Source organism: Lentzea tibetensis, assembly GCF_007845675.1.
Taxonomy (GTDB): Bacteria; Actinomycetota; Actinomycetes; order Mycobacteriales; family Pseudonocardiaceae; genus Lentzea; species Lentzea tibetensis.
Genome location: NZ_VOBR01000002.1, coordinates 342,601 through 361,480 on the forward strand (window position 1 = coordinate 342,601; position 18,880 = coordinate 361,480).

The following is an 18,880-nucleotide window of genomic DNA, read 5'->3' on the forward strand; positions in this document are numbered from 1 at the left end:
AATGGCGCGGGCCCAGATGTGCATTTGTCGGGAATGGCTGGGCCGACAACAGTGGATCTATGAGAACGATCCGCAACTTCGTCGGCGGGAAGTTCGTCGAGCTCGACCACGGCCGCCGCTTCGACAACGTGGACCCGGCGACGGGTGTCACCTTCGCGGAGGTCGAGGAAGCGGACGAGGCCACCGTGGATCAGGCGGTGACCGCGGCGTGGGAGGCTGCCGGCCCGTGGGCCCGGACGCCGGTCCGGGAACGGGCCGAGCTGCTCCGCCGGGTCGCCGACCGGATCGAGGCCCGGTTCGAGGAGTTCGTGGCGGCCGAGGTCGCCGACACCGGAAAGCCCGTCGCACTCGCGCGTGAACTGGACGTGTCCAGGGCGGTGGCCAACGTGCGGGCCTTCGCGGACGTCGGTTCGACGGCCGGGCAGGAGTCGTTTCTGACCGAGCTGCCCGGTGGTCGGCGGGCGTTGAACTACGCCGTGCGCAAACCGCTCGGCGTGGTCGCGGTGATCGTCCCGTGGAACCTTCCGCTGCTGTTGCTGACCTGGAAGGTCGCGGCCGCACTGGTGTGCGGCAACGCGGTGGTCGTCAAACCCAGTGAGCTCACGCCTTCGACGGCCGCGCTGTTCGCCGAGGCGCTCGCCGAAGCCGGGCTGCCGGCAGGTGTGTGCAACGTGGTGCACGGCGGGGGAGTCACCGGTGAGCTGCTGACGGGGCATCCCGGCATCGACGGGGTCACGTTCACCGGCTCGACCGCGACCGGTGCCAGGGTGATGCGAGCCGTGGCGCCGCGAGTGCGGCCGGTGTCGTTCGAGCTCGGCGGCAAGAACGCCGCGATCGTGTTCGACGACGTGGATCTCGACGAGGCTGTGACCGGCCTGAGCCGGGCGGTGTTCACCAACACCGGCCAGGTGTGCCTGTGCACGGAACGGGTTTACGTGCACCGCCGGATCTTCGACGACGTCGCGGCCGGGCTTGCCGACCGCGCCCGCGAGCTCCGGTTGGGCGACCCGTCCGACGAGGCCACCACGACGGGACCGCTGATCTCGCAGCTGCACCGGCAGAAGGTGCTCGGCTACTTCGCGCTCGCCGAACACGAGGGCGCCAAGGTGATCACCGGCGGCGGTGTGCCGGACATGGGCTCGGATCTCGAGGACGGGTCGTGGATCGAGCCCACGCTGTGGACCGGACTGACCAATGAGGACCGCGTGGTGCGCGAGGAGGTCTTCGGACCTGTTGCCGCCTTGATTCCGTTCGACGACGAGAACGAGGCGATCGCGCTGGCCAACGACACGGACTACGGGCTCGCCGCGTCGGTCTGGACCAACGACCTCCGCCGCGGGCATCGGGTGGCACAGGCGATGAACGTGGGCATGTCGTGGGTGAACACGTGGTTCCTGCGCGACCTGCGATCGCCGTTCGGCGGCATGGGGCTCTCCGGGATAGGCCGTGAGGGCGGCGCCTCGTCGTTGCACTTCTACACCGAACCCACGAACGTGTGCGTGCAGCTGTGACGGCGACAGCCTCAGCGGCCGCTCGGCTCACCGCCGCGCGGGCACAGCGCCTGCCCTGTGCGCCGGTCCGCGACCTGCTCGGTGCGAACGACATCAACGCGGCCTATGCCGTGCAGTCGGTGTTGAACGAAGCCAGGATCGCCGCGGGCGCGCGGGTGGTCGGCGCCAAGATCGGCCTGACCGCCGCGGCGGTGCAGCGGCAGTTCGGGGTGTACCGGCCGGACTTCGGCGTGCTGTTCGACGACATGATCTACGCACACGCCCAGCCGGTGCCGCTGGACTCGCTGCTGCAGCCGCGCGCGGAGGGCGAACTGGCGTTCGTGCTCGGCAGGGACATCGACCACCCCGGCGCGTCCGTCGCGGATGTGTTGCGGGCGACGGACTTCGTCCTGCCCGCCATCGAGATCGTGGACTCCCGCATCGAGGGCTGGGACCTCGCCATCACCGACACGGTCGCGGACAACGCGTCCAGCGGTGCCGTCGTGCTGGGCACGACACCGCACTCGTTGCGGGACAGGGACTTGGTGTCGATCAAGATGAGGTTGAGCAGGAACGGCGCGCAGGTGTCGTCCGGTGCCGGGAGTGCCTGTCTCGGTTCCCCTGTCGCGGCCGTCGCCTGGCTCGCCAGGGAACTGGTGCGCCGCGGACAGTTCTTGCGCGCCGGGGACGTCGTCATGTCCGGGGCGCTGGGGCCCATGGTGCCCGTCACGGGTTCGTGCTCGTTCCGGCTCCAGCTGGAAGGAATGGCGGAGGTCGAGGCGGTGATCGCATGATGGGACGCGGAGGAGTCGGCGTCGCGATCCTGGGATCGGGCAACATCGGCACCGATCTGATGGTCAAGGTGATGCGGTTGTCCGGCACGCTGGGAATGCGCGCCATGGCCGGCGTCGACCCGCGGTCCGACGGTTTGCGCCGGGCGGCGGAGTTGCGGGTGGCGACCACGCACGACGGCATCGACGGTCTGGTCGCCATGCCGGAGTTCGAGGACGTCAGGGTGATCTTCGACGCCACCTCGGCCAAGGCCCACGAGCGGCACGCCGCGGTCGCGGCCGAGCACGGGAAGGTGATGATCGACCTGACGCCGGCGGCGATCGGCCCCTTCGTCGTCCCGTCGGTCAACCTCGACGAGCACGTCGAGGCGTCGAACGTGAACATGGTGACCTGCGGCGGCCAGGCCACGATCCCGATCGTCGCGGCTGTCTCGAGTGTCGCGCCGGTCGTCTACGCGGAGATCGTCGCCTCGATCGCGTCCCGCTCGGCGGGCCCCGGAACGCGCGCCAACATCGACGAGTTCACCCGGACCACCGGATCGGCGATCGCGACCGTCGGCGGCGCGGGGAAGGGCAAGGCGATCATCATCCTCAACCCGGCCGAACCGCCGATCGTCATGCGCGACACCGTGTTCGCGTTCGTCGAGGATCCCGGTGCCAGCCTGGCCGCGATCGCCGAGTCGGTCCGGCGGATGGTGCGGACCGTGAGCGGGTACGTGCACGGCTACCAGCTCAAGCAGGACGTGCAGTTCGATCCGGTGTCGGCCGTGTTCGTGCCCGCGCTCGGCAGGCGGGTCACCGGGGTGAAGGTCTCGGTGTTCCTCGAGGTGCGCGGTGCCGGTCATCACCTGCCCAGCTACGCCGGGAACCTCGACATCATGACCTCGGCGGCCCTGCGCACCGCGGAACGGATCGCCGAGCTGCGGGAGTGGGTGGCGGCATGAAGGTGTACGTCCAGGACGTGACCTTGCGCGACGGCATGCACGCCATGGGACACAGCTACCGCCTCGACCAGGTGCGGCAGATCGTGTCCGCTCTGGACGCCGCCGGCGTCGCCGCGATCGAGGTCGCGCACGGCGACGGCCTCGGCGGTTCCAGTGTGAACTACGGCTTCGGCGCGCACACCGACGAGGAGTGGATCATCGCGGCCGCCGAGACGATCGAGAACGCCGTGCTCACCACGTTGGTGCTGCCCGGCATCGGCACGATCGAAGATCTCCGGCGGGCCCAGGACCTCGGTGTGCGCAGCGTCCGGGTCGCGACGCACTGCACCGAGGCGGACGTCAGCGCTCAGCACATCGAGTGGGCTCGTGAGAACGGCATGGACGTCGCCGGGTTCCTCATGATGAGCCACCTGATCTCGCCGATCGACCTCGCGGAGCAAGCCGGGCTGATGGAGTCCTACGGGGCCCACTGCGTGTACGTCACGGACTCGGGTGGCCGGCTGACCATGCGGGACGTCGCCGAACGCGTGGAGGCGTACCGCGAGGTACTGGATCCGGCGACGGAGCTCGGCATCCACGCACACGAGAACCTGTCGCTGTCGGTGGCCAACAGCGTGACCGCGGTCGAGCACGGCGCCCACCGGGCCGACGTCGCACTGGCCGGTCAGGGAGCGGGTGCGGGCAACTGCCCCGCCGAGGCGTTCGTCGCGGTGGCCGACCTGCTGGGCTGGGAGACCGGATGCGACCTGCACGCGCTGCAGGACGCGGCGGATGACATCATCCGTCCACTGAGGACACGGCCGGTGCAGGTCGACAGGGAGACGCTGACGCTCGGGTACGCCGGTGTGTACAGCAGTTTCCTGCTGCACGCCGAACGAGCCGCCGAACGGCACGGGGTGGACGTCCGCCGCATCCTCACCGAGGCGGGCAACCGCCGGTTGGTCGGCGGCCAGGAGGACATGCTGGTGGACATCGCACTCGATCTCGCCGCGCAGGACGGCGCGCGATGACCCTCACCGACGCGAAGATCAGGGAACTGGCGCTGCGACTGGACGGGGCGGAGCTCGCGCGAGACGACATTCCGAGCATCACCGGCTCGGTCCACTTCGACATCCGCGACGCGTATCGAATCCAGTCGGCGGTGATCGGGCTGCGCGAAGCGCGTGGCGAGAGGATCACCGGTGTGAAACTCGGGTTCACCAGCAAGGCGAAGATGGCTCAGATGGGCGTGTCCGAGGTGATCGTCGGTCACCTGACCAGTGCCATGCTGATCCCGGTGGACGGAGTCGCCGACCTGAGCCGGTTCATCCATCCCAGGGTGGAACCCGAGATCGCCTACCGGCTCGCCCGGGACGTGGACGGCACGACCCCGATCGAGTCCTGCGTGGACGCCGTCGCACCGGCCGTCGAGATCATCGACTCGCGCTACCGCGACTTCCGGTTCACGCACGCCGACGTCGTGGCGGACAACACCTCCGCCGCCGGTTACGCGCTGGGTCCGTGGCAGCCCATCGGCGACGTGCGCGACCGCGCCGTGCGACTGAGTGCCGGTGCAGCGCGCGAGTCCGGTTCCACCAGTGCGATTCTGGGTGATCCGGCTCGAGCGTTGACTGCTCTCGCGGAGGTGGCCAGGCGCAGGGGAATCCCGCTGCGCGCGGGGTACACCGTGCTCGCGGGCGCCGCGACGGCGGCCATCCCGCTGGTGGCCGGCGCGGTCGTCTGCCGGATCGACGGCCTCGGCTCGGTGTCGTTCACGGGGCGGGACCGATGAGCGGGGCGCGGACGATTCCGGGGCCGGCCCGGCCACGCGGGCGCTTCCCGCACGTGAAGGTCGCCGGCGACCTGATCTTCGTGTCCGGCACCAGCTCGCGCCGTCCGGACAACACGTTCGCCGGCGTCGAGGTCGACGAGCTCGGCACGACGGACCTGGACATCAGGGCGCAGACGCGGGCGGTGATCGAGAACATCGGCCACGTGCTCGCCGAGATCGGCGCAGGCCTCGGCGACATCACCCAGATCACGACGTTCCTGGTGTCGATGAACGACTTCGGTGGCTACAACGAGGTCTACGGCGAGTTCTTCGACGAGAACGGGCCCGCCCGCACCACCGTTGCGGTGCACCAGCTTCCTCATCCCCATCTGCTGATCGAGATCCAGGCCATCGCACATCGAGGTGAACCATGAGCGAGCTTCCCCCCGTCATCGACTTCGCAGGCTGGATCGATGAGCACCGGCACCTGCTCAAGCCACCCGTGAACAACCGGACCATGGCTCTCGGCACCGACTTCATCGTTCAGGTCGTCGGCGGACCCAACAAGCGGACGGACTTCCACTTCGACCCGTACGAGGAGTGGTTCCTCCAGATCAAAGGCGACATGCACGTCATCGTCATGACCGCGGACGGGCCGCGGACCGTGCACATCCGCCAGGGCGAGACCTGGCTGCTGCCGGGCGAGACGCCGCACTCGCCGCAACGGCCCGACCCCGAGTCGATCGGACTGGTGATCGAGCGAGTCCGCGCGGAAGGCACCCTCGAACGGTTCCAGTGGTACTGCCCGGAATGCGACGCACTGGTCCACGAGATCGAGCTGCAGGTGCGTGACATCGTCGCGGACCTGCCGCCGGTCTTCGAGCAGTTCTACGCCGACGAAACGGCGAGGAAGTGCTCCCGCTGCGGCGCGACGCACCCCGGCAAGGGCTGAGGATGATCGACGTACACACCCACTACGTGCCCAACGGCTGGCCCGACCTGAGCAACGAGGCGGGGCCCGACGCGCCGTGGCTGCGCGTGGACTCCGAGTCCGACGCCATGATCATGATGGGCTCCCGCGAGTTCCGCGGCGTCCAGGCCAGCTGCTGGGACGCCGACGTGCGGCTGGCCGACATGGACGCCGACGGCGTGGACGTCCAGGTCGTGTCCCCGACGCCCGCGTTCTTCCACTACGGCCGGTCGGGCGGGGAGGCCGCCAAGATCTCCAGCATCTTCAACGACCTCGCGCTGCGGATCGTCGATCCGGCGCCCGACCGGCTCATCCCGTTCTGCCAGGTGCCGTTGCAGGACACCGATGCCGCGTGCCGGGAGCTGGACCGCTGTGTCGCGAATGGACACCGCGGCGTGGAGATCGGCAACCACATCGGCGATCTCGACCTGGACAGCGCGGGCGTGGTCACGTTCCTGCAGCACTGCGCTTCGCTGGACGTGCCGGTGTTCGTGCATCCGTGGGACATGGCCAGCACGCCCCGGTCGAACCGGTGGATGGCGCAGTGGCTCACCGGCATGCCAGCCGAAACCCACCTGTCCATCCTGGCGCTCATCCTGGGTGGCGTCTTCGACCGGATCGACGACCGGCTCAAGATCTGCTTCGCCCACGGAGGCGGGTCGTTCGCGTTCTGGCTCGGCCGATTCGAGAACGCCTGGCACCAGCGTCACGACGTGATCGGCACGTCGCTGTACCCGCCGTCGCACTACATCGGACGGTTCTCGGTCGACTCGGTCGTCTTCGACGAGCGGGCACTGCGCCTGCTGGTCGACACGGTCGGCGCGGGCAACGTGATGGTGGGCAGCGACTACCCCTACCCGTTGGGCGAACGCCCCGCGGGCGCGGTGGTCCGCAAGAGCGACTTCCTGTCCGCCGGGCAACGCGACCTGATCAGCCGCGGCAACGCCGAACGCTTCCTGGGACTGCGTCAGCGGTCCGTCATCTCCGCGGCCACCGCGGTGAGGCAGTCGATGAGCGCTTCAGCGGACGGGCTCGGCGTGCGCGCGGGCAACGTCACGCCCACGCTGTGACCGATCTGCTCGAGCGGCACGGCCAAGGCGACGAGCCGCGGTTCGTCGCGGGCGATCAGGCTCGGGAGAGCGGCGATGACGTCGTTCTCCAGCAACAGGTGGCGGACCGTCAGGAACGACGTGGTCTCCACCCGGTTGGTGGGCAGCGCGATCCCGTTGCGGGCGAAGAACTCCTCCAGCTCCCGGCGCAGCACGGTCTCGGCACCGGGCAGGATCCAGGGATATCGGCCGAGCTCAGCGAGATCGACGTCCGTCCGCCCGGCCAGCGGGTGTGATGCCCGCACGACCAGGTCGACGGACTCGTCGTACAGCTTGTGCCGCGTGACCTGGCCGTCCGACGGCGCGGTCAACCGGCCGACGATCATGTCGACCCGCCCGGCGACCAGCTCGACGAGCAGCGGCTCCGGCGCCGCCTCGCGCACGATCACGGTGAGGTGGGGCCGATCCCGCTTGATGGCCGTGATCGCCCGCGGCAGCAGCACGTTCGACCCGGCCAGGTGCGTGCCGACCACGACCGTGCCGCGCTCGGCGTCGGCCAGCTCGGCGATGTGCCTGCCCGCCTCGGTCAACTGGGTGAGCACGGCCGTGGCGTACTCGGCGAACGCGGAGCCGTACACCGTCGGGGTGATGCCTCGCGGGCCGCGGTCGAACAGCTTGACGCCGAGGATGTCCTCCAGCTCGTGCAAGCCCTTCGTGGCCACCGGCTGGGTGACGTGCAGCTGGGCCGCCGCGCCGACGACGGTGCCCTGTCGCAGCAACGCCTCGAGCAGCACGAGGTGCCGCAGCTTGAGCCGTCCGTCCAGCAACCGGGGCAACTTCATGACGCGACTCTAGTTCCGTCCCGGTCTTCTTGGTCCGAGTGGCGGCGCGGAGGTGGTGCTGTCGGACTACTACGCTGTGCGGATGAATCCACGCGAGAGGCACGTCAGGTGAGTGCTCGCTTCGAGGAGCTCGACTGGCGGCAGACACCGATGGGTGAACTCATTCTGCGCCGTCGGTGGGATCTCACCTTCCGCAAGGAGGTCTACGAGATCAAGCTCAACGACGAGTTCCTGATGTCCAGCCTGTTCACCGTCGCCGAAGTGGAGATCGGGCGCCTTCCCCTCACGAAGCTGGCCGGTACCGCACTGGACGTGGTCGTGGGCGGTCTGGGTCTCGGCTACACCGCCCAAACCGTGCTGGAGAACCCGAACGTGCGTTCTCTGGTCGTCGTCGACGCCCTCAGCGAGGTGATCGACTGGCACGAGCGGGGGTTGATACCCGCCGGCGTGACGCTGACCTCTGATCCGCGGTGCACCCTGGTCCACGGCGACTTCTTCGCGATGGCCCGAGCGGCGACAGGGCTGGACCCCGCGGCCCCCGAACGGTTGTTCCACGCGATCATCGTCGACATCGACCACTCGCCGCGCCACCTGCTGCATCCGAGCCACGCCGGGTTCTACGAGTCCTCGGGTCTGCAACGCCTCAGCGAGCAGCTTCATCCCGGCGGCGTGTTCGCGCTCTGGTCCGACGATCGTCCCGACGAGGACTTCACGAAGGCGCTCGAGAAGCACTTCGCGGAGGTCGAGGTCGAGGTCGTCGGTTTTGACAATCTGTCGGGCAAGCGCGAAGCGGCCAACACCATCTACCTCGCGAAGACGGCATCCGCTCGATAACAGCGGCATGTTGGGCGTGCTCGAACCAGACGAACGGGGCTTCACAGTGCGTCGTCCGTGCTCCTACCGTCGGTAGTTGATCGGAAACCCCCTGCTTTCCGGTGAGGAGCACAACTTCATGAAGACCCTGCGCATGGGGGTGCTGGCCGTGCTGACGGCATCGGCGGTCGCCCTCTCGATGTCGGGCGCGTCCGCGCACGACCCCGACACCCCGGAAGGACAGGCGGCGGCGAGAAGCTTCCTCGCCGACCACCTCCCGGCCGAACGGCACGCCGTGACGGGCAACGCGGCCGGTGTGCCGTGCGTCAACGGCAAAGCGGACATCTACCCCTGCAAGAACGTGGACCTGCTCAGCGTCCTGCCCCTGTCCGCGATCGGCGGCGGCAACGGCAACGACATCTGGGGCTGGACCGACCCGTCCTCCGGCAAGGAGTACGCCATCGTCGGCCGCACCAACGGCACGGCGTTCGTGGATGTGAGCACACCGACGTCACCGAAGTTCCTCGGCAACCTGCCGTCCAACGGTGGCAGCAGCTCGTGGCGCGACATGAAGGTGTACAAGGACCACGCGTTCATCGTGGCGGACTTCATCAGCGGCCACGGGATGCAGGTGTTCGACCTGACCCGTCTGCGCACGGTCACGACGCCGCAGACGTTCACGGCCGACGCGCTGTACAAGGAGTTCGGTCCCTCGCACAACATCGCCATCAACGAGGAGACCGGTTTCGCCTACGCGATCGGCTCCAACACCTGCAGCGGCGGCCCGCACGTCGTCGACATCCGGACGCCGAAGTCGCCGAAGAAGGCGGGCTGCGTGTCGCAGGACGGCTACACGCACGACAACCAGTGCGTCGTCTACCGAGGCCCGGACGCGACCTACCGCGGCCGGGAAATCTGCTTCAACTCCAACGAGGACACGCTGACGATCGTCGACGTGACGGACAAGGCGAACCCGGTCCAACTCGCGCGCCAGGGCTACTCCGGCTCGCAGTACTCGCACCAGGGCTGGCTGACCGAGGACCAGCGCTACTTCCTGCTGGACGACGAGCAGGACGAGTCCAGCGGGACCGACAAGCGCACCAAGACCTACATCTGGGACCTGGCCAGCCTGGCCAACCCAGCGCACACGGGCACCTACCACTCGCCCGCGACGGCGATCGACCACAACCAGTACATCAAGGGCCAGTACTCCTACCAGGCCAACTACCAGGCGGGCCTGCGCATTCTCGACGTCAGCCAGGTCGCGTCCGCGCAGCTCTCCGAGGCCGGGTACTTCGACATCTACCCGGCGTCCGACACCGCGAGGTTCAACGGGGCGTGGAGCAACTACCCGTACTTCGCGAGCGGCATCGTGCTCGTCAACGGCATCGAGCAGGGCCTGGTCGTGGTGAAGCCGAACCTCGGCGCGGTCGAACCGCCGCCCAGCGGCGGGAAGTTCGAGAACACCACCGACGTCGCCATCCCGGACGCGGGCGAGGCGGTCACCTCCCCGGTGACCGTCACCGGCCTGTCCGGCAACGCCTCGGCGACGCTGAGCGTGAACGTCGACATCAAGCACTCGTACCGCGGCGACCTCGTCATCGACCTGGTCGCACCGGACGGGTCGACGTTCCGGCTCAAGGACACCAGCTCGGACTCGGCCGACAACGTGATCACCACCTACACGGTGAACGCGTCGGCGGAGGCCGCCAACGGCACGTGGCAGCTCAAGGTGCAGGACACCTACCGGGCCGACTCCGGCTACATCGACGCCTGGAGCCTGCGGTTCTGAACCGGCGCGGGTGGGTGGTTCGCCGCCCACCCGCCTCGTGAGGAGTGACCATGCGCAAGTTGCGGTTCACGGACTGGGTGTTCGCGGTCGTCGCCGCCGCGGTGATGGTGGCCGCGGCGTTCGTGCTCGCCCGCCCGACGCCCGGCCCCGCGCACTCCGCCCACCAGCGCGCGGTGGACATGACGCCCGCTGCGCACAGCGACGGTCTGTCCGAAGTGGAGAACGGCTACCGGCTCGAACGCGTCACGATGCCCACCACCCGAGGCCCTGCCGTGCCCGTCGCGTTCCGCATCCTCGACGGCAGCGGCACTCCGGTGACCCGGTTCCTGGACAACCAGACCAAGCAGATGCACTTCTTCGCCGTCCGCGACGACATGCACGTGTTCGAGCACGTGCACCCGGCACTCGACGGCGACACCTGGCACACCGCGCTCGAGCTGACCGACGGCGGCGCCTACCGGATGTTCGCCGAGTTCGTCCCGCTCGACACGAAGGACGCGCGGCACCCGGTGGTGCTCGGCGTGCCGTTCAGCGTGCCCGGCGACACCACGCTGGTGCCCGTCCCCGCGCCAGCGGCGGACACCGTGACCGGCACGGGGTTCACGGTGTCGCGTGTGGACGAACCGGTCCAGCCCGCGGCGATGCGCCCGCAGGTGCTGAGGTTCGCCATCCACGGCCCCGACGGTGCGCCGATCCGTTCGCTCGAACCCCACCTGGGTGCCAACGGGCACATGACCGGCTTCCACACCATGCTGCTGTCCGCCACGCATCAGCACCCGCTCGAGCCGGCAGGCGCGCCGCTGGCCAACGGGGAGCTCAGCTTCCAGGCCGTGTTCGCCGACCGGGGCGAGTACCGGCTGTTCCTGGAGTTCGCCCACGGCGGGAAGGTGCACACCGCGGCGTTCACGGTCGCGGTGACGTGATCCACGACCACGTGCCCGACCACCTCATGAGCATCGGCCCGATGGTGGCGAGGAGGAGGACGTAGGCGGTGACGACCGGGCCGATCGCGGTGCTCGCGGAGCCGGCGAGGCTGATGATCACGATGGAGAACTCGCCGCGGGCGATGAGGGCGGTGCCGGCGCGGAGTCGTCCGCGGAGTGCGACGCCGTCGCGTCGGGCGGCGTACCAGCCGGTGGCGAACTTGGTGGCGATGCCGACCGCGGCGAGTGCGATGGCGGCGGGGAGCACCGGCAGGAGATCGGTGGGACTGACCGCGAGTCCGATGGCGAGGAAGAAGGCCGCGGCGAACAGGTCGCGCAGGGGTGCCAGCACGGCTCGTGCGCGTTCGGCGACCTCGCCGGTGAGGGTGAGGCCGACGAGGAACGCGCCGACCGCGGCCGAGACGTCGACGAGCTCGGCCAGTGCGGCGACGACGAGGGTCGTGCCGAGCACGCGGAGCATCAGCTGTTCGGAGTCGGGGTGGCCGAGCCATCGGTTGACGTGGTGCCCCCAGCGGTGTGACGCGGCGAAGGCGGCCGCGACGCAGCCGACCGCGATGGTCACGCCGAGCAGGGCCTGCCACCACGTGCCGCCGGAAGCGAGCACGGCCAGCACCGGCAGGTAGACGGCCATGGCGAAGTCCTCCATGACCAGGACGGACAGCACGGCGGGGGTTTCCCTGTTGCCCAGGCGGCGGAGGTCGCTGAGCAGTCGCGCGATGATCCCCGATGAGGAGATCCAGGTGGCGCCGGCGAGCGCGAGCACGCCGACCCAGCTCAGCCCGAGCAGCCAGCCCGCGATCGCGCCCGGTGTGGCGTTGAGGACGAAGTCGAGCACCGCGGACGGCACGTGGCGGCGCAGGCTGTGGCTGAACTCGGCGGTGTTGAACTCCAGTCCGAGCGTCAGCAGGAGCAGCACCACACCGATGGACGCGCTGGCCCGCACGAACTCGCCCGCGGCCGGTACGGGTGCGATGCCGCCTTCGCCGAGTGCGAGCCCGGCGAGGAGGTAGAGCGGGATCGGCGAGAACGACCAGCGCCGGGCGAGCGCGCCGAGGACGCTCAGCACCACCAGGATGATGCCCAGCTCGAGCAGGAGCGCGAGCGAGGTGTGCACGTCAGGTCTCGATGATCGCGCGCACGCCGTTGATGCCCTCGTGGGTGCCGATCACCACGAGCACGTCTCCCGGCTGGAGCACCTCGTCGGGTGTGGGGGAGGCGATCACGTCGTCGCCGCGGACGATGGCGACGATGGACGCGCCGGTGCGGGTGCGCGCACGAGTGTCACCGAGCGGGCGGCTCACGTAGGGGGAGCTCGGCGCGACGGCCACCTGCCCGGCGCTCAGGCCGGGCACCTCCTTGGTCAGGTCGGCGAACCGCTCGGCGATGCGCGGTGCGCCGAGGATCTCCGCCACGGTGTCCGCTTCCTCCGGGGTCAGCCGGAACACCGGCCTGCTCTCGTCCGGATCGGTGTCCGAGTACGTGAGCACCTCGAAGTCGCCGGAGCGGCGGGCGACGATGCCGATGCGTTCTCCGTCGGCGTTGGTGAACTCGTAGCGCAGGCCGACACCGGGGAGCAGAACCTCGTTCACGTCCATGGGTTCATCATGGTCACTTCAGCCGCAACCGGCTGCCCGGCTGGCTGATCAGAAGATGACCTCGCAGCTGGACAGCGACTCGAACCGGGCGTCGCACCGGTCGGCAGGTCCCGCGCCACCGTCGCCGACGTCGAAGCCGGGGCCGCCGTTGAGGGTGTCGGTACCTTCCTCACCGTCGGCCCAGTCGTTGCCGTTGGCGCCGAAGAACTCGTCGGCACCGGCCGTCCCGACGAACACGTTGGGCCTGTGGTCGCCGACGTGCGTCGCGGGCCGCCCGTTGCACGTGGGCGGTACCTGGACCGCCGCCGGTCGTTCGACGAGCGGATCAGTACCCGAGTGCGCGCGTGGAGCCGGGGTGCAGCGGAACGGGCTCGGTCTGCGGCGCCTTGTCCATGGTGATGTCCTTGGCCGCCGGATGCACCTTCTCCAGTTCCTCGCCCCTGGTGAGGATGAGCTTGGTGATCGCGCAGGCGTCGGCTGCGGCGAAGTCCTCGCGAACCAGCAACACGTTGGGCACCACCACGGTCGGCAGGTCCGCGGCCTGGCCGTACGCCGCGGCCGGGATGACGCCGTCGTCGTACACCGGACTGATCTGCTTCAGCGTGCCGAGCAACGGCATGACGTCGATGAACTTCACCTTGCCCTTGAGGACGGTCGTGATGCCGGTGATCTGCGCGGTCGGCAGCCCGCCGGACCAGATGAGTCCGTCGATGCTGCCGTTCTCGATGCCTTCGGCGGTCTTGGTGATGTCCAGCCGCTGCGCCTGCACGTCGGACTCGGGGTTGAGGCCGGCTGCCTTCAGGAGCCGGTTGGCCACGACCTCGGTGCCGGACTTGGGCGATCCGGTGGAGATCCGCTTGCCGCGCATGTCCGTGATGCTCTCGATTCCGCTGTCCTTGCGCACCAGCACCTGCGTGTAGTTGGGGTAGATGCGGGTCAGCGCCTGGATCTTCTGCGGACTGCCCGCGAAGCTGCCCTTCCCCTCGACCGCGTCCGCGGCGATGTCCGCCAGTGAGAACGCCATGTCGTGTTCGCCCGCGGCCAGCTGCTGGATGTTCTGCACGGACGCGCCGGTCTCGGCGGCCGTCGCCTCCAGCCTGGTGTTGCCGCTGATCAGCTGCGCGAGACCGCCACCGACCGTGTGGTACACCCCGCCCGCGTTGCCGGTGGCGATCGTGATGCGTCCCTCGCCCGCCTCGCAGGCGCCGACCGCGGACGCGGTGTTGCCATCGCTCCGATTGCCGCATCCCGCTGCGAGCAGGACCAGTGTGAGCGCTCCCACGCTGATCTGAAACAGGCGATCACGCATCGTTGGGCTCTCCTGGAAACGGCTGAGGTGCGGTCTTCCAGAAGCTAGTTGTGGTGGCGGTCACAGCCCAGTGCGACCGTCCTAAGGGAGTGTTAAGAACGCTGGGGGCTCAGCGGCCGAGGTTGATCGGACGACGCTCCGGCCGCGGCGCGCCACCAGGGGCGTGACGCCAGTGCGGCCAGCCCGGCGCCTGCTGCGTTGAGCAGCACGTCGTCCACAGAGGACACCCGATCCAGCTGCAGCACGTACTGCGCGGTCTCGACCAGGGTCGAGCAGCCCGCGCCGAGCGCCAGGATCCGCGACACCGACGCCAGCGCCGCGAACCGCAGCGGGGCGAAGAACCCCAGCGCCGCGAACACCAGCAGGTTGCCGACGATCTGCCCGGTGGCTCCGTCGGCGACGATCTCGAGCAGATCCGCCAGCGGTACCAGGCTCACCCGGCCGGGGGCGACACCGGGTTCCTCGCCCGGCAACAGGATCATCCACACCGGCGGTACCGTCCCGTAGACGATGCCGACGTCGGCCAGCGACGTCCGCCACGCCGACGAGCTGCCGTTGGCACTGCGGAGATGGGCCAGAACCCACACCGCCAGCGCTGCCAACGGCAGTGCGAGCACCGTGATGACCACCACGCCGGTGAACGTGCCGACCCAGTCGTGCCACCTGTTGAGCACGTTGCGTCCCCCTTCCGTCCGGATGCCTCCACCCAAGCCGGGTGACTGTTGCGGTGGCGTATCCGATTTTCGATACGCCAGCGATATCCGGACCCCGGTCTCAAGGACGTGGCAGTCGAACCGTCACGAGGAGACCGCCGCCCGCGCGGGGCGTGAGGTCGAGGGTCCCGTCGTGCGCCCGGACGATGCTGTCCACAATGGCCAGACCGAGACCGACGCCGGCGTGCTCGTTGGTGCGTATGCGTTCTGTTCCGCGCTGGAATGGTTCGGTGAGCGTCGGAACCAGTTCCGGCGGGAGCGGATGGCCCGTGTTCTCCACCCGCAGCACGCTCGCGTCGTGCTGCGGTTCGGTGTGGACCGCGACGGTGCCGCCGGCGGAGAGGTTGTGGACGATGGCGTTCTGGACGAGGTTCGCCACCATCCGCAGCACGAGCGCCGCGGAGCCGGCGGCCGGTGTTGTCTCGCCGGTGACGTCGAGCGTGATGCCGCGCTGTTCGGCGAGGGGGAGCAGCGTTTCGGTGGCTTCTTCGGCGATGAGGGAGAGGTCGACGGGCTCGCGGGTGAAGCTCCCGCCGTCGCTGCGGCTGAGCAGCAGGAGTGCCTCGGTGAGGTCGATCGCCCTCGTGTTGACGGTGTGGAGGCGTTCGACGAGCTCGCCCCGGTCCCGCGTGGGGTCCTTGCGGGCGACGTCGAGGAGCGTCCGCGAGATCGCCAGCGGGGTGCGCAGTTCGTGGGAGGCGTTCGCGGCGAACCTCTGCTGTTCGGCGACGTGGGACTCGAGTTGTTCGAGCATGGTGTCGACCACGTCGGCGAGCTCGCGGAACTCGTCTTCGCGGCCCTCCAAGCGGATCCGGTGGGACAGCGATCCGTTCGCGGCCAGCCGTGCCGCGTCGGCGATCCGGGCGAGTGGAGCGAGCATCCGACCGGCGAGGAACCACCCGCCCACGAGGCCGAACACGAGCAGGAAGGCGAGTGCCACGGCCGCGGCGCGGCCGAAGATGCGCGAGAGGAGGTAGCGGTTGGGTGAGATCCCGAGCAGGCCCTGGGAGCTGTCGGGTACGTACCGCAGCAGGAACATCCACACCACAGCGAGCAGAACGGCGCCGGTGACGAGGACGACTCCGGCGTAGCTGAGGGTGAGTTTCAGCCGGGCGCTGAGTCCTGGGCGTCGGTTCACGAGCCGGTGTCGATCCGGTAGCCGACGCCGGGCACCGTCGCGATGAGCCACGGTTCGCCGAGTCGTTTGCGCAGTGCGGAGACGGTGATGCGGACGGCGTTGGTGAAGGGGTCGGCGTTCTCGTCCCAGGCCCGCTCCAGCAGCTCCTCGGCGCTGACGACACCACCCTCGGCGGCGACGAGAACCTCGAGCACGGCGAACTGCTTCCGCGTGAGCGCGACGTAGCGTTCGTCGCGGAAGACCTCCCTGCGGAAGGGGTCCAGCCGGAGGCCCGCGATCTCGCGGACCGGAGGCCGGGCGTGCGCGCGCCTGCGGTCGAGCGCCCGCAGCCGCAGGACGAGCTCCCGGAGCTCGAACGGTTTGGTGAGGTAGTCGTCGGCGCCGAGCTCGAACCCGGACGCCTTGTCGTCGATCCGGTCGGCGGCGGTGAGCATCAGGATCGGGATGCCGCTGCCGGAGGCGACGATGCGCCGGGCGATCTCGTCGCCGGAGGGACCGGGGATGTCGCGATCGAGTACCGCGAGGTCGTACGAGTTGACGCTGAGCAGTTCCAGTGCGGTGCCGCCGTCGCCTGCGATGTCGGCGGCGATCGCCTCCAGCCGGAGACCGTCACGGACGGCTTCGGCCAGGTAGGGCTCGTCCTCCACGATCAGCACGCGCATGCCCGGAGCCTAGGCAGCACGGCATATCGCCGACATATGCGAACACGGGCGGCACGGCCCTGCTGCGGGGAGCCGGCCAGCCACTGTGCCCCGGCTAGCGTTGGGCCAGGCCGGGGCAGAGGTTCGTGACCACCAGGCCATGCTGGGCGCACAGGCGCGCGGCCACGAGTGACCGGTGACATGCCTGCGGGTCGCGCTCGACGCAGAGCAGCGCGGTCGTCGAGCTGCTCGGGAGCTCGGCCACGAGCGCGCCGAGGTCGAACGGGTCGAGGATCTCGCGGGTGTAGCGCTCGGCGTACTCGGGCGCCAGCGCGACGCGGTTGCGCTTGCCCACGCCGTTGCGGTCGTCCGCGCGGTACTGGAGCCGGCGCAGTTCGGTCGTCGGCGCCAGTTCCTTCACGTGCCGGTAGCCGATGTCCGCCGCGGCGAGCGCGCGTTGGAGCCGCACCGAGTTCGCCCAGGAGTGGTCGGGGCCCCGGACGCCGCGGCGCTGGCGGAGGTCGAGCAGCAGTCCCACGCCCGCGCTGGTGAGCTCGTCGACGAATGCTCCGGCCGTGAAGCCGTAGACGCCGATCGTCGCGATGCGTCTCATCTCCGCCTCCACTGTGGTGGCGGTGGGCGCGGCCGCGCCCACCGCCGTTCCGCTACGGCAGGAGCATCGGCTGGTCGAGGACCCACAGCCACGACCCGTCCGGCTGGCGGCGGGCGATCTCGACGGTCATCTCACCGGTGGTCAGCGTGCACGCGGTGAGTGCCAGGTCGCCGCTCACCAGCGCGGGATGCTGCCTCCCCGGTGAGAGCACCGGCGCGGCCGCGACGAACCGCTCGTACACCTCGCGGATCTCCGCGTGCCCGGTCGCGAGGGTGCCCGGCGGGAACGCCAGCACGGCGTCCGGCTCGTACAACGCCACCAGCCCGTCGACATCGCCCGCGTTGCCGCGCTCGATGAAGTACTTGCCCAGGTCGTTCGGCTCAGTGGCCACTGTCTTGCTCGTCATGCGGATCAGCCTGCCAACGAATCACGACATCCTGTGTCGTGTATTCCCTTAGAGTTTTCGCATGCGTGCCGACCGGTTGGTGTCGCTGGTGCTGCTGCTGCGCCAGCACGGCCGGCTGTCCGCGACCGCGCTGGCCCGCGAGCTGGAGGTGTCCACCCGCACCGTGCTGCGCGACATCGACGCGCTGTCCGCGGCCGGCGTCCCGGTCTACGCCGAACGCGGCAGGCACGGTGGTTTCGCGTTGCTGCCCGGTTTCCAGACCGAGCTCACCGGACTGAACCACGACGAGGCACTCGCCCTGCTGGTCGCCGGATCGCGGCGCGGCGCGCAGGCGTTCGGCCTCGGCTCGGCGCTCACGTCGGCCATGCGCAAGGTGGTCGACGCGCTGCCCGAGAGCTGTCGGGAGACCGCGGCCGGTGCGGCCCAGCGACTGCTCATCGACCCGGAGACCGATCTCCTCGCGCGCCGGCTGGTCGCCGAGGAGGTGCCCGACGCCGTCGTGGCCGAGGTCCGGCGCGCGGTCTTCGCCGGACGCAAGCTGCGCATCCACTACGCGGCAGCGGACGAGACCCCGAAGTGGCGCACGGTGGACCCGATCGGTCTGGTCACCGTGCGCGGCCAGGGCTACCTGCTGGCCACGAGGTCCGGCGCGGATCGCACCTACCGGCTGTCCAGGATCTTGGCCGCCGAGGTGCTCGCCGAACCCGCACAACGACCGGACCGGGTCGATCTGGACCGGGCCTGGCAGGAACGCAGCACTCGGTTCCGGACCGGCGGCGACCAGGTCACCGTGCTGGTGCGGCTGAACCCGGCGCGGCGCGACGAGCTGGTGGGCACCGCGCTGGCCGTCCTCGCCGAAGAAGCCGACGCAGACGGCTGGCTGCGGCTGGAGGTGACCTTCCAGGATTCGAGACACGCGGTGTGGGCGTTGTGGCAGCTCGCCGCGAACGCGGAAGCCCTTGCGCCGCAGTGGTTGCGCACCTCCCTGCGCAACCGCGCCGCCGCGGTCGCCACGTACTGCGGAATGTCGCACTGAGAGTCGGCCTCGACCGGCAGCCCGGAAATCCGGGACGTCCCGAC

General features: G+C 69.6%; 22 protein-coding genes. 12 read left to right on the forward strand and 10 right to left on the reverse strand.

All coding sequences use genetic code 11. From position 1 onward, the window contains the following. The first annotated feature begins 59 nt into the window (after nt 1-59). Genes FKR81_RS03555 through FKR81_RS03590 form a run of 8 tightly spaced genes read left to right on the forward strand, consistent with a single transcriptional unit; the run spans nt 60 to nt 7,015 of the window. Nucleotides 60-1,511, forward strand: a complete 1,452-nt coding sequence (locus FKR81_RS03555; protein WP_146349441.1) for a 2-hydroxymuconic semialdehyde dehydrogenase — start codon at nt 60-62, stop codon at nt 1,509-1,511. Beyond that, nucleotides 1,508-2,284 carry a 2-keto-4-pentenoate hydratase gene (locus FKR81_RS03560; protein WP_222598165.1) on the forward strand — a complete coding sequence of 259 codons (777 nt, stop codon included), beginning with the start codon at nt 1,508-1,510 and terminating at the stop codon, nt 2,282-2,284. Before FKR81_RS03555 ends, FKR81_RS03560 begins: the two co-directional genes overlap by 4 nt. After that, nucleotides 2,284-3,225, forward strand: a complete 942-nt coding sequence (locus FKR81_RS03565) for an acetaldehyde dehydrogenase (acetylating) (RefSeq protein ID WP_146349579.1) — start codon at nt 2,284-2,286, stop codon at nt 3,223-3,225. Before FKR81_RS03560 ends, FKR81_RS03565 begins: the two co-directional genes overlap by 1 nt. Next, complete coding sequence (dmpG, locus tag FKR81_RS03570; RefSeq protein WP_146349443.1) at nt 3,222-4,235, forward strand: 4-hydroxy-2-oxovalerate aldolase; 1,014 nt, start codon at nt 3,222-3,224, stop codon at nt 4,233-4,235. Before FKR81_RS03565 ends, dmpG begins: the two co-directional genes overlap by 4 nt. Continuing rightward, entirely contained in the window at nt 4,232-4,996 is a 765-nt protein-coding gene (locus FKR81_RS03575) for a 2-keto-4-pentenoate hydratase (protein ID WP_146349444.1), read from the forward strand. The genes dmpG and FKR81_RS03575 overlap by 4 nt, the downstream gene beginning before the upstream one ends. Then, entirely contained in the window at nt 4,993-5,409 is a 417-nt protein-coding gene (locus FKR81_RS03580; RefSeq protein ID WP_146349445.1) for a RidA family protein, read from the forward strand. The genes FKR81_RS03575 and FKR81_RS03580 overlap by 4 nt, the downstream gene beginning before the upstream one ends. Continuing rightward, nucleotides 5,406-5,927 carry a 3-hydroxyanthranilate 3,4-dioxygenase gene (locus FKR81_RS03585; RefSeq protein WP_146349446.1) on the forward strand — a complete coding sequence of 174 codons (522 nt, stop codon included), beginning with the start codon at nt 5,406-5,408 and terminating at the stop codon, nt 5,925-5,927. The genes FKR81_RS03580 and FKR81_RS03585 overlap by 4 nt, the downstream gene beginning before the upstream one ends. Nucleotides 5,928-5,929: 2 nt before the next feature. Continuing rightward, on the forward strand, nt 5,930-7,015 hold the full coding sequence (locus tag FKR81_RS03590; protein ID WP_146349447.1) for an amidohydrolase family protein: 1,086 nt from the start codon (nt 5,930-5,932) through the stop codon (nt 7,013-7,015). Here FKR81_RS03590 and FKR81_RS03595 read toward each other — a convergent pair. Next, the gene (locus FKR81_RS03595; RefSeq protein WP_146349448.1) at nt 6,913-7,836 is read right to left on the reverse strand and encodes a LysR substrate-binding domain-containing protein; all 924 of its coding nucleotides are present in this window, start codon (nt 7,834-7,836) and stop codon (nt 6,913-6,915) included. The two genes, FKR81_RS03590 and FKR81_RS03595, sit on opposite strands and share 103 nt — an antisense overlap. A gap of 150 nt (nt 7,837-7,986) precedes the next feature. On the opposite strand from FKR81_RS03595, the gene FKR81_RS03600 reads away from it, so the two are divergent. From FKR81_RS03600 to FKR81_RS03610, 3 genes are all read left to right on the forward strand, one after another. Beyond that, nucleotides 7,987-8,670: a spermine/spermidine synthase domain-containing protein gene (locus FKR81_RS03600; protein WP_222598166.1), complete on the forward strand. Its 684-nt coding sequence runs from the start codon at nt 7,987-7,989 to the stop codon at nt 8,668-8,670. 76 nt (nt 8,671-8,746) lie between these two features. Next, the gene (locus tag FKR81_RS03605) at nt 8,747-10,441 is read left to right on the forward strand and encodes a choice-of-anchor B family protein (RefSeq protein ID WP_235921257.1); all 1,695 of its coding nucleotides are present in this window, start codon (nt 8,747-8,749) and stop codon (nt 10,439-10,441) included. A 50-nt stretch (nt 10,442-10,491) separates the two neighbouring features. Continuing rightward, nucleotides 10,492-11,364: a hypothetical protein gene (locus FKR81_RS03610; RefSeq protein WP_146349450.1), complete on the forward strand. Its 873-nt coding sequence runs from the start codon at nt 10,492-10,494 to the stop codon at nt 11,362-11,364. Here the strand turns inward: FKR81_RS03610 and FKR81_RS03615 are convergent. The 9 genes from FKR81_RS03615 to FKR81_RS03655 form a co-directional block, all read right to left on the reverse strand. After that, the gene (locus FKR81_RS03615) at nt 11,345-12,499 is read right to left on the reverse strand and encodes a cation:proton antiporter (protein WP_146349451.1); all 1,155 of its coding nucleotides are present in this window, start codon (nt 12,497-12,499) and stop codon (nt 11,345-11,347) included. The genes FKR81_RS03610 and FKR81_RS03615 overlap by 20 nt on opposite strands. 1 nt (nt 12,500) lies before the next feature. Then, on the reverse strand, nt 12,501-12,980 hold the full coding sequence (locus tag FKR81_RS03620; protein ID WP_146349452.1) for a cation:proton antiporter regulatory subunit: 480 nt from the start codon (nt 12,978-12,980) through the stop codon (nt 12,501-12,503). A 48-nt stretch (nt 12,981-13,028) separates the two neighbouring features. Continuing rightward, the gene (locus FKR81_RS44850; protein WP_146349453.1) at nt 13,029-13,217 is read right to left on the reverse strand and encodes a hypothetical protein; all 189 of its coding nucleotides are present in this window, start codon (nt 13,215-13,217) and stop codon (nt 13,029-13,031) included. An 88-nt stretch (nt 13,218-13,305) separates the two neighbouring features. After that, nucleotides 13,306-14,289: a TAXI family TRAP transporter solute-binding subunit gene (locus tag FKR81_RS03630; RefSeq protein ID WP_146349454.1), complete on the reverse strand. Its 984-nt coding sequence runs from the start codon at nt 14,287-14,289 to the stop codon at nt 13,306-13,308. A gap of 92 nt (nt 14,290-14,381) precedes the next feature. Beyond that, on the reverse strand, nt 14,382-14,963 hold the full coding sequence (locus FKR81_RS03635) for a VanZ family protein (protein WP_146349455.1): 582 nt from the start codon (nt 14,961-14,963) through the stop codon (nt 14,382-14,384). Between the two features lie 100 nt (nt 14,964-15,063). Next, complete coding sequence (locus FKR81_RS03640) at nt 15,064-16,140, reverse strand: sensor histidine kinase (protein ID WP_146349456.1); 1,077 nt, start codon at nt 16,138-16,140, stop codon at nt 15,064-15,066. After that, on the reverse strand, nt 16,137-16,802 hold the full coding sequence (locus FKR81_RS03645) for a response regulator transcription factor (RefSeq protein WP_146349457.1): 666 nt from the start codon (nt 16,800-16,802) through the stop codon (nt 16,137-16,139). Before FKR81_RS03645 ends, FKR81_RS03640 begins: the two co-directional genes overlap by 4 nt. 94 nt (nt 16,803-16,896) lie before the next feature. Then, a complete protein-coding gene (locus tag FKR81_RS03650; RefSeq protein WP_146349458.1) occupies nt 16,897-17,394 on the reverse strand; it encodes a DUF488 domain-containing protein in 498 nt (165 codons plus the stop codon). A 52-nt stretch (nt 17,395-17,446) separates the two neighbouring features. Beyond that, nucleotides 17,447-17,785: a YybH family protein gene (locus FKR81_RS03655; RefSeq protein WP_146349581.1), complete on the reverse strand. Its 339-nt coding sequence runs from the start codon at nt 17,783-17,785 to the stop codon at nt 17,447-17,449. A gap of 76 nt (nt 17,786-17,861) precedes the next feature. Between FKR81_RS03655 and FKR81_RS03660 the strand changes: the two genes are divergently transcribed. Continuing rightward, nucleotides 17,862-18,836 carry a helix-turn-helix transcriptional regulator gene (locus FKR81_RS03660; protein ID WP_146349459.1) on the forward strand — a complete coding sequence of 325 codons (975 nt, stop codon included), beginning with the start codon at nt 17,862-17,864 and terminating at the stop codon, nt 18,834-18,836. Nucleotides 18,837-18,880 lie beyond the last annotated feature (44 nt).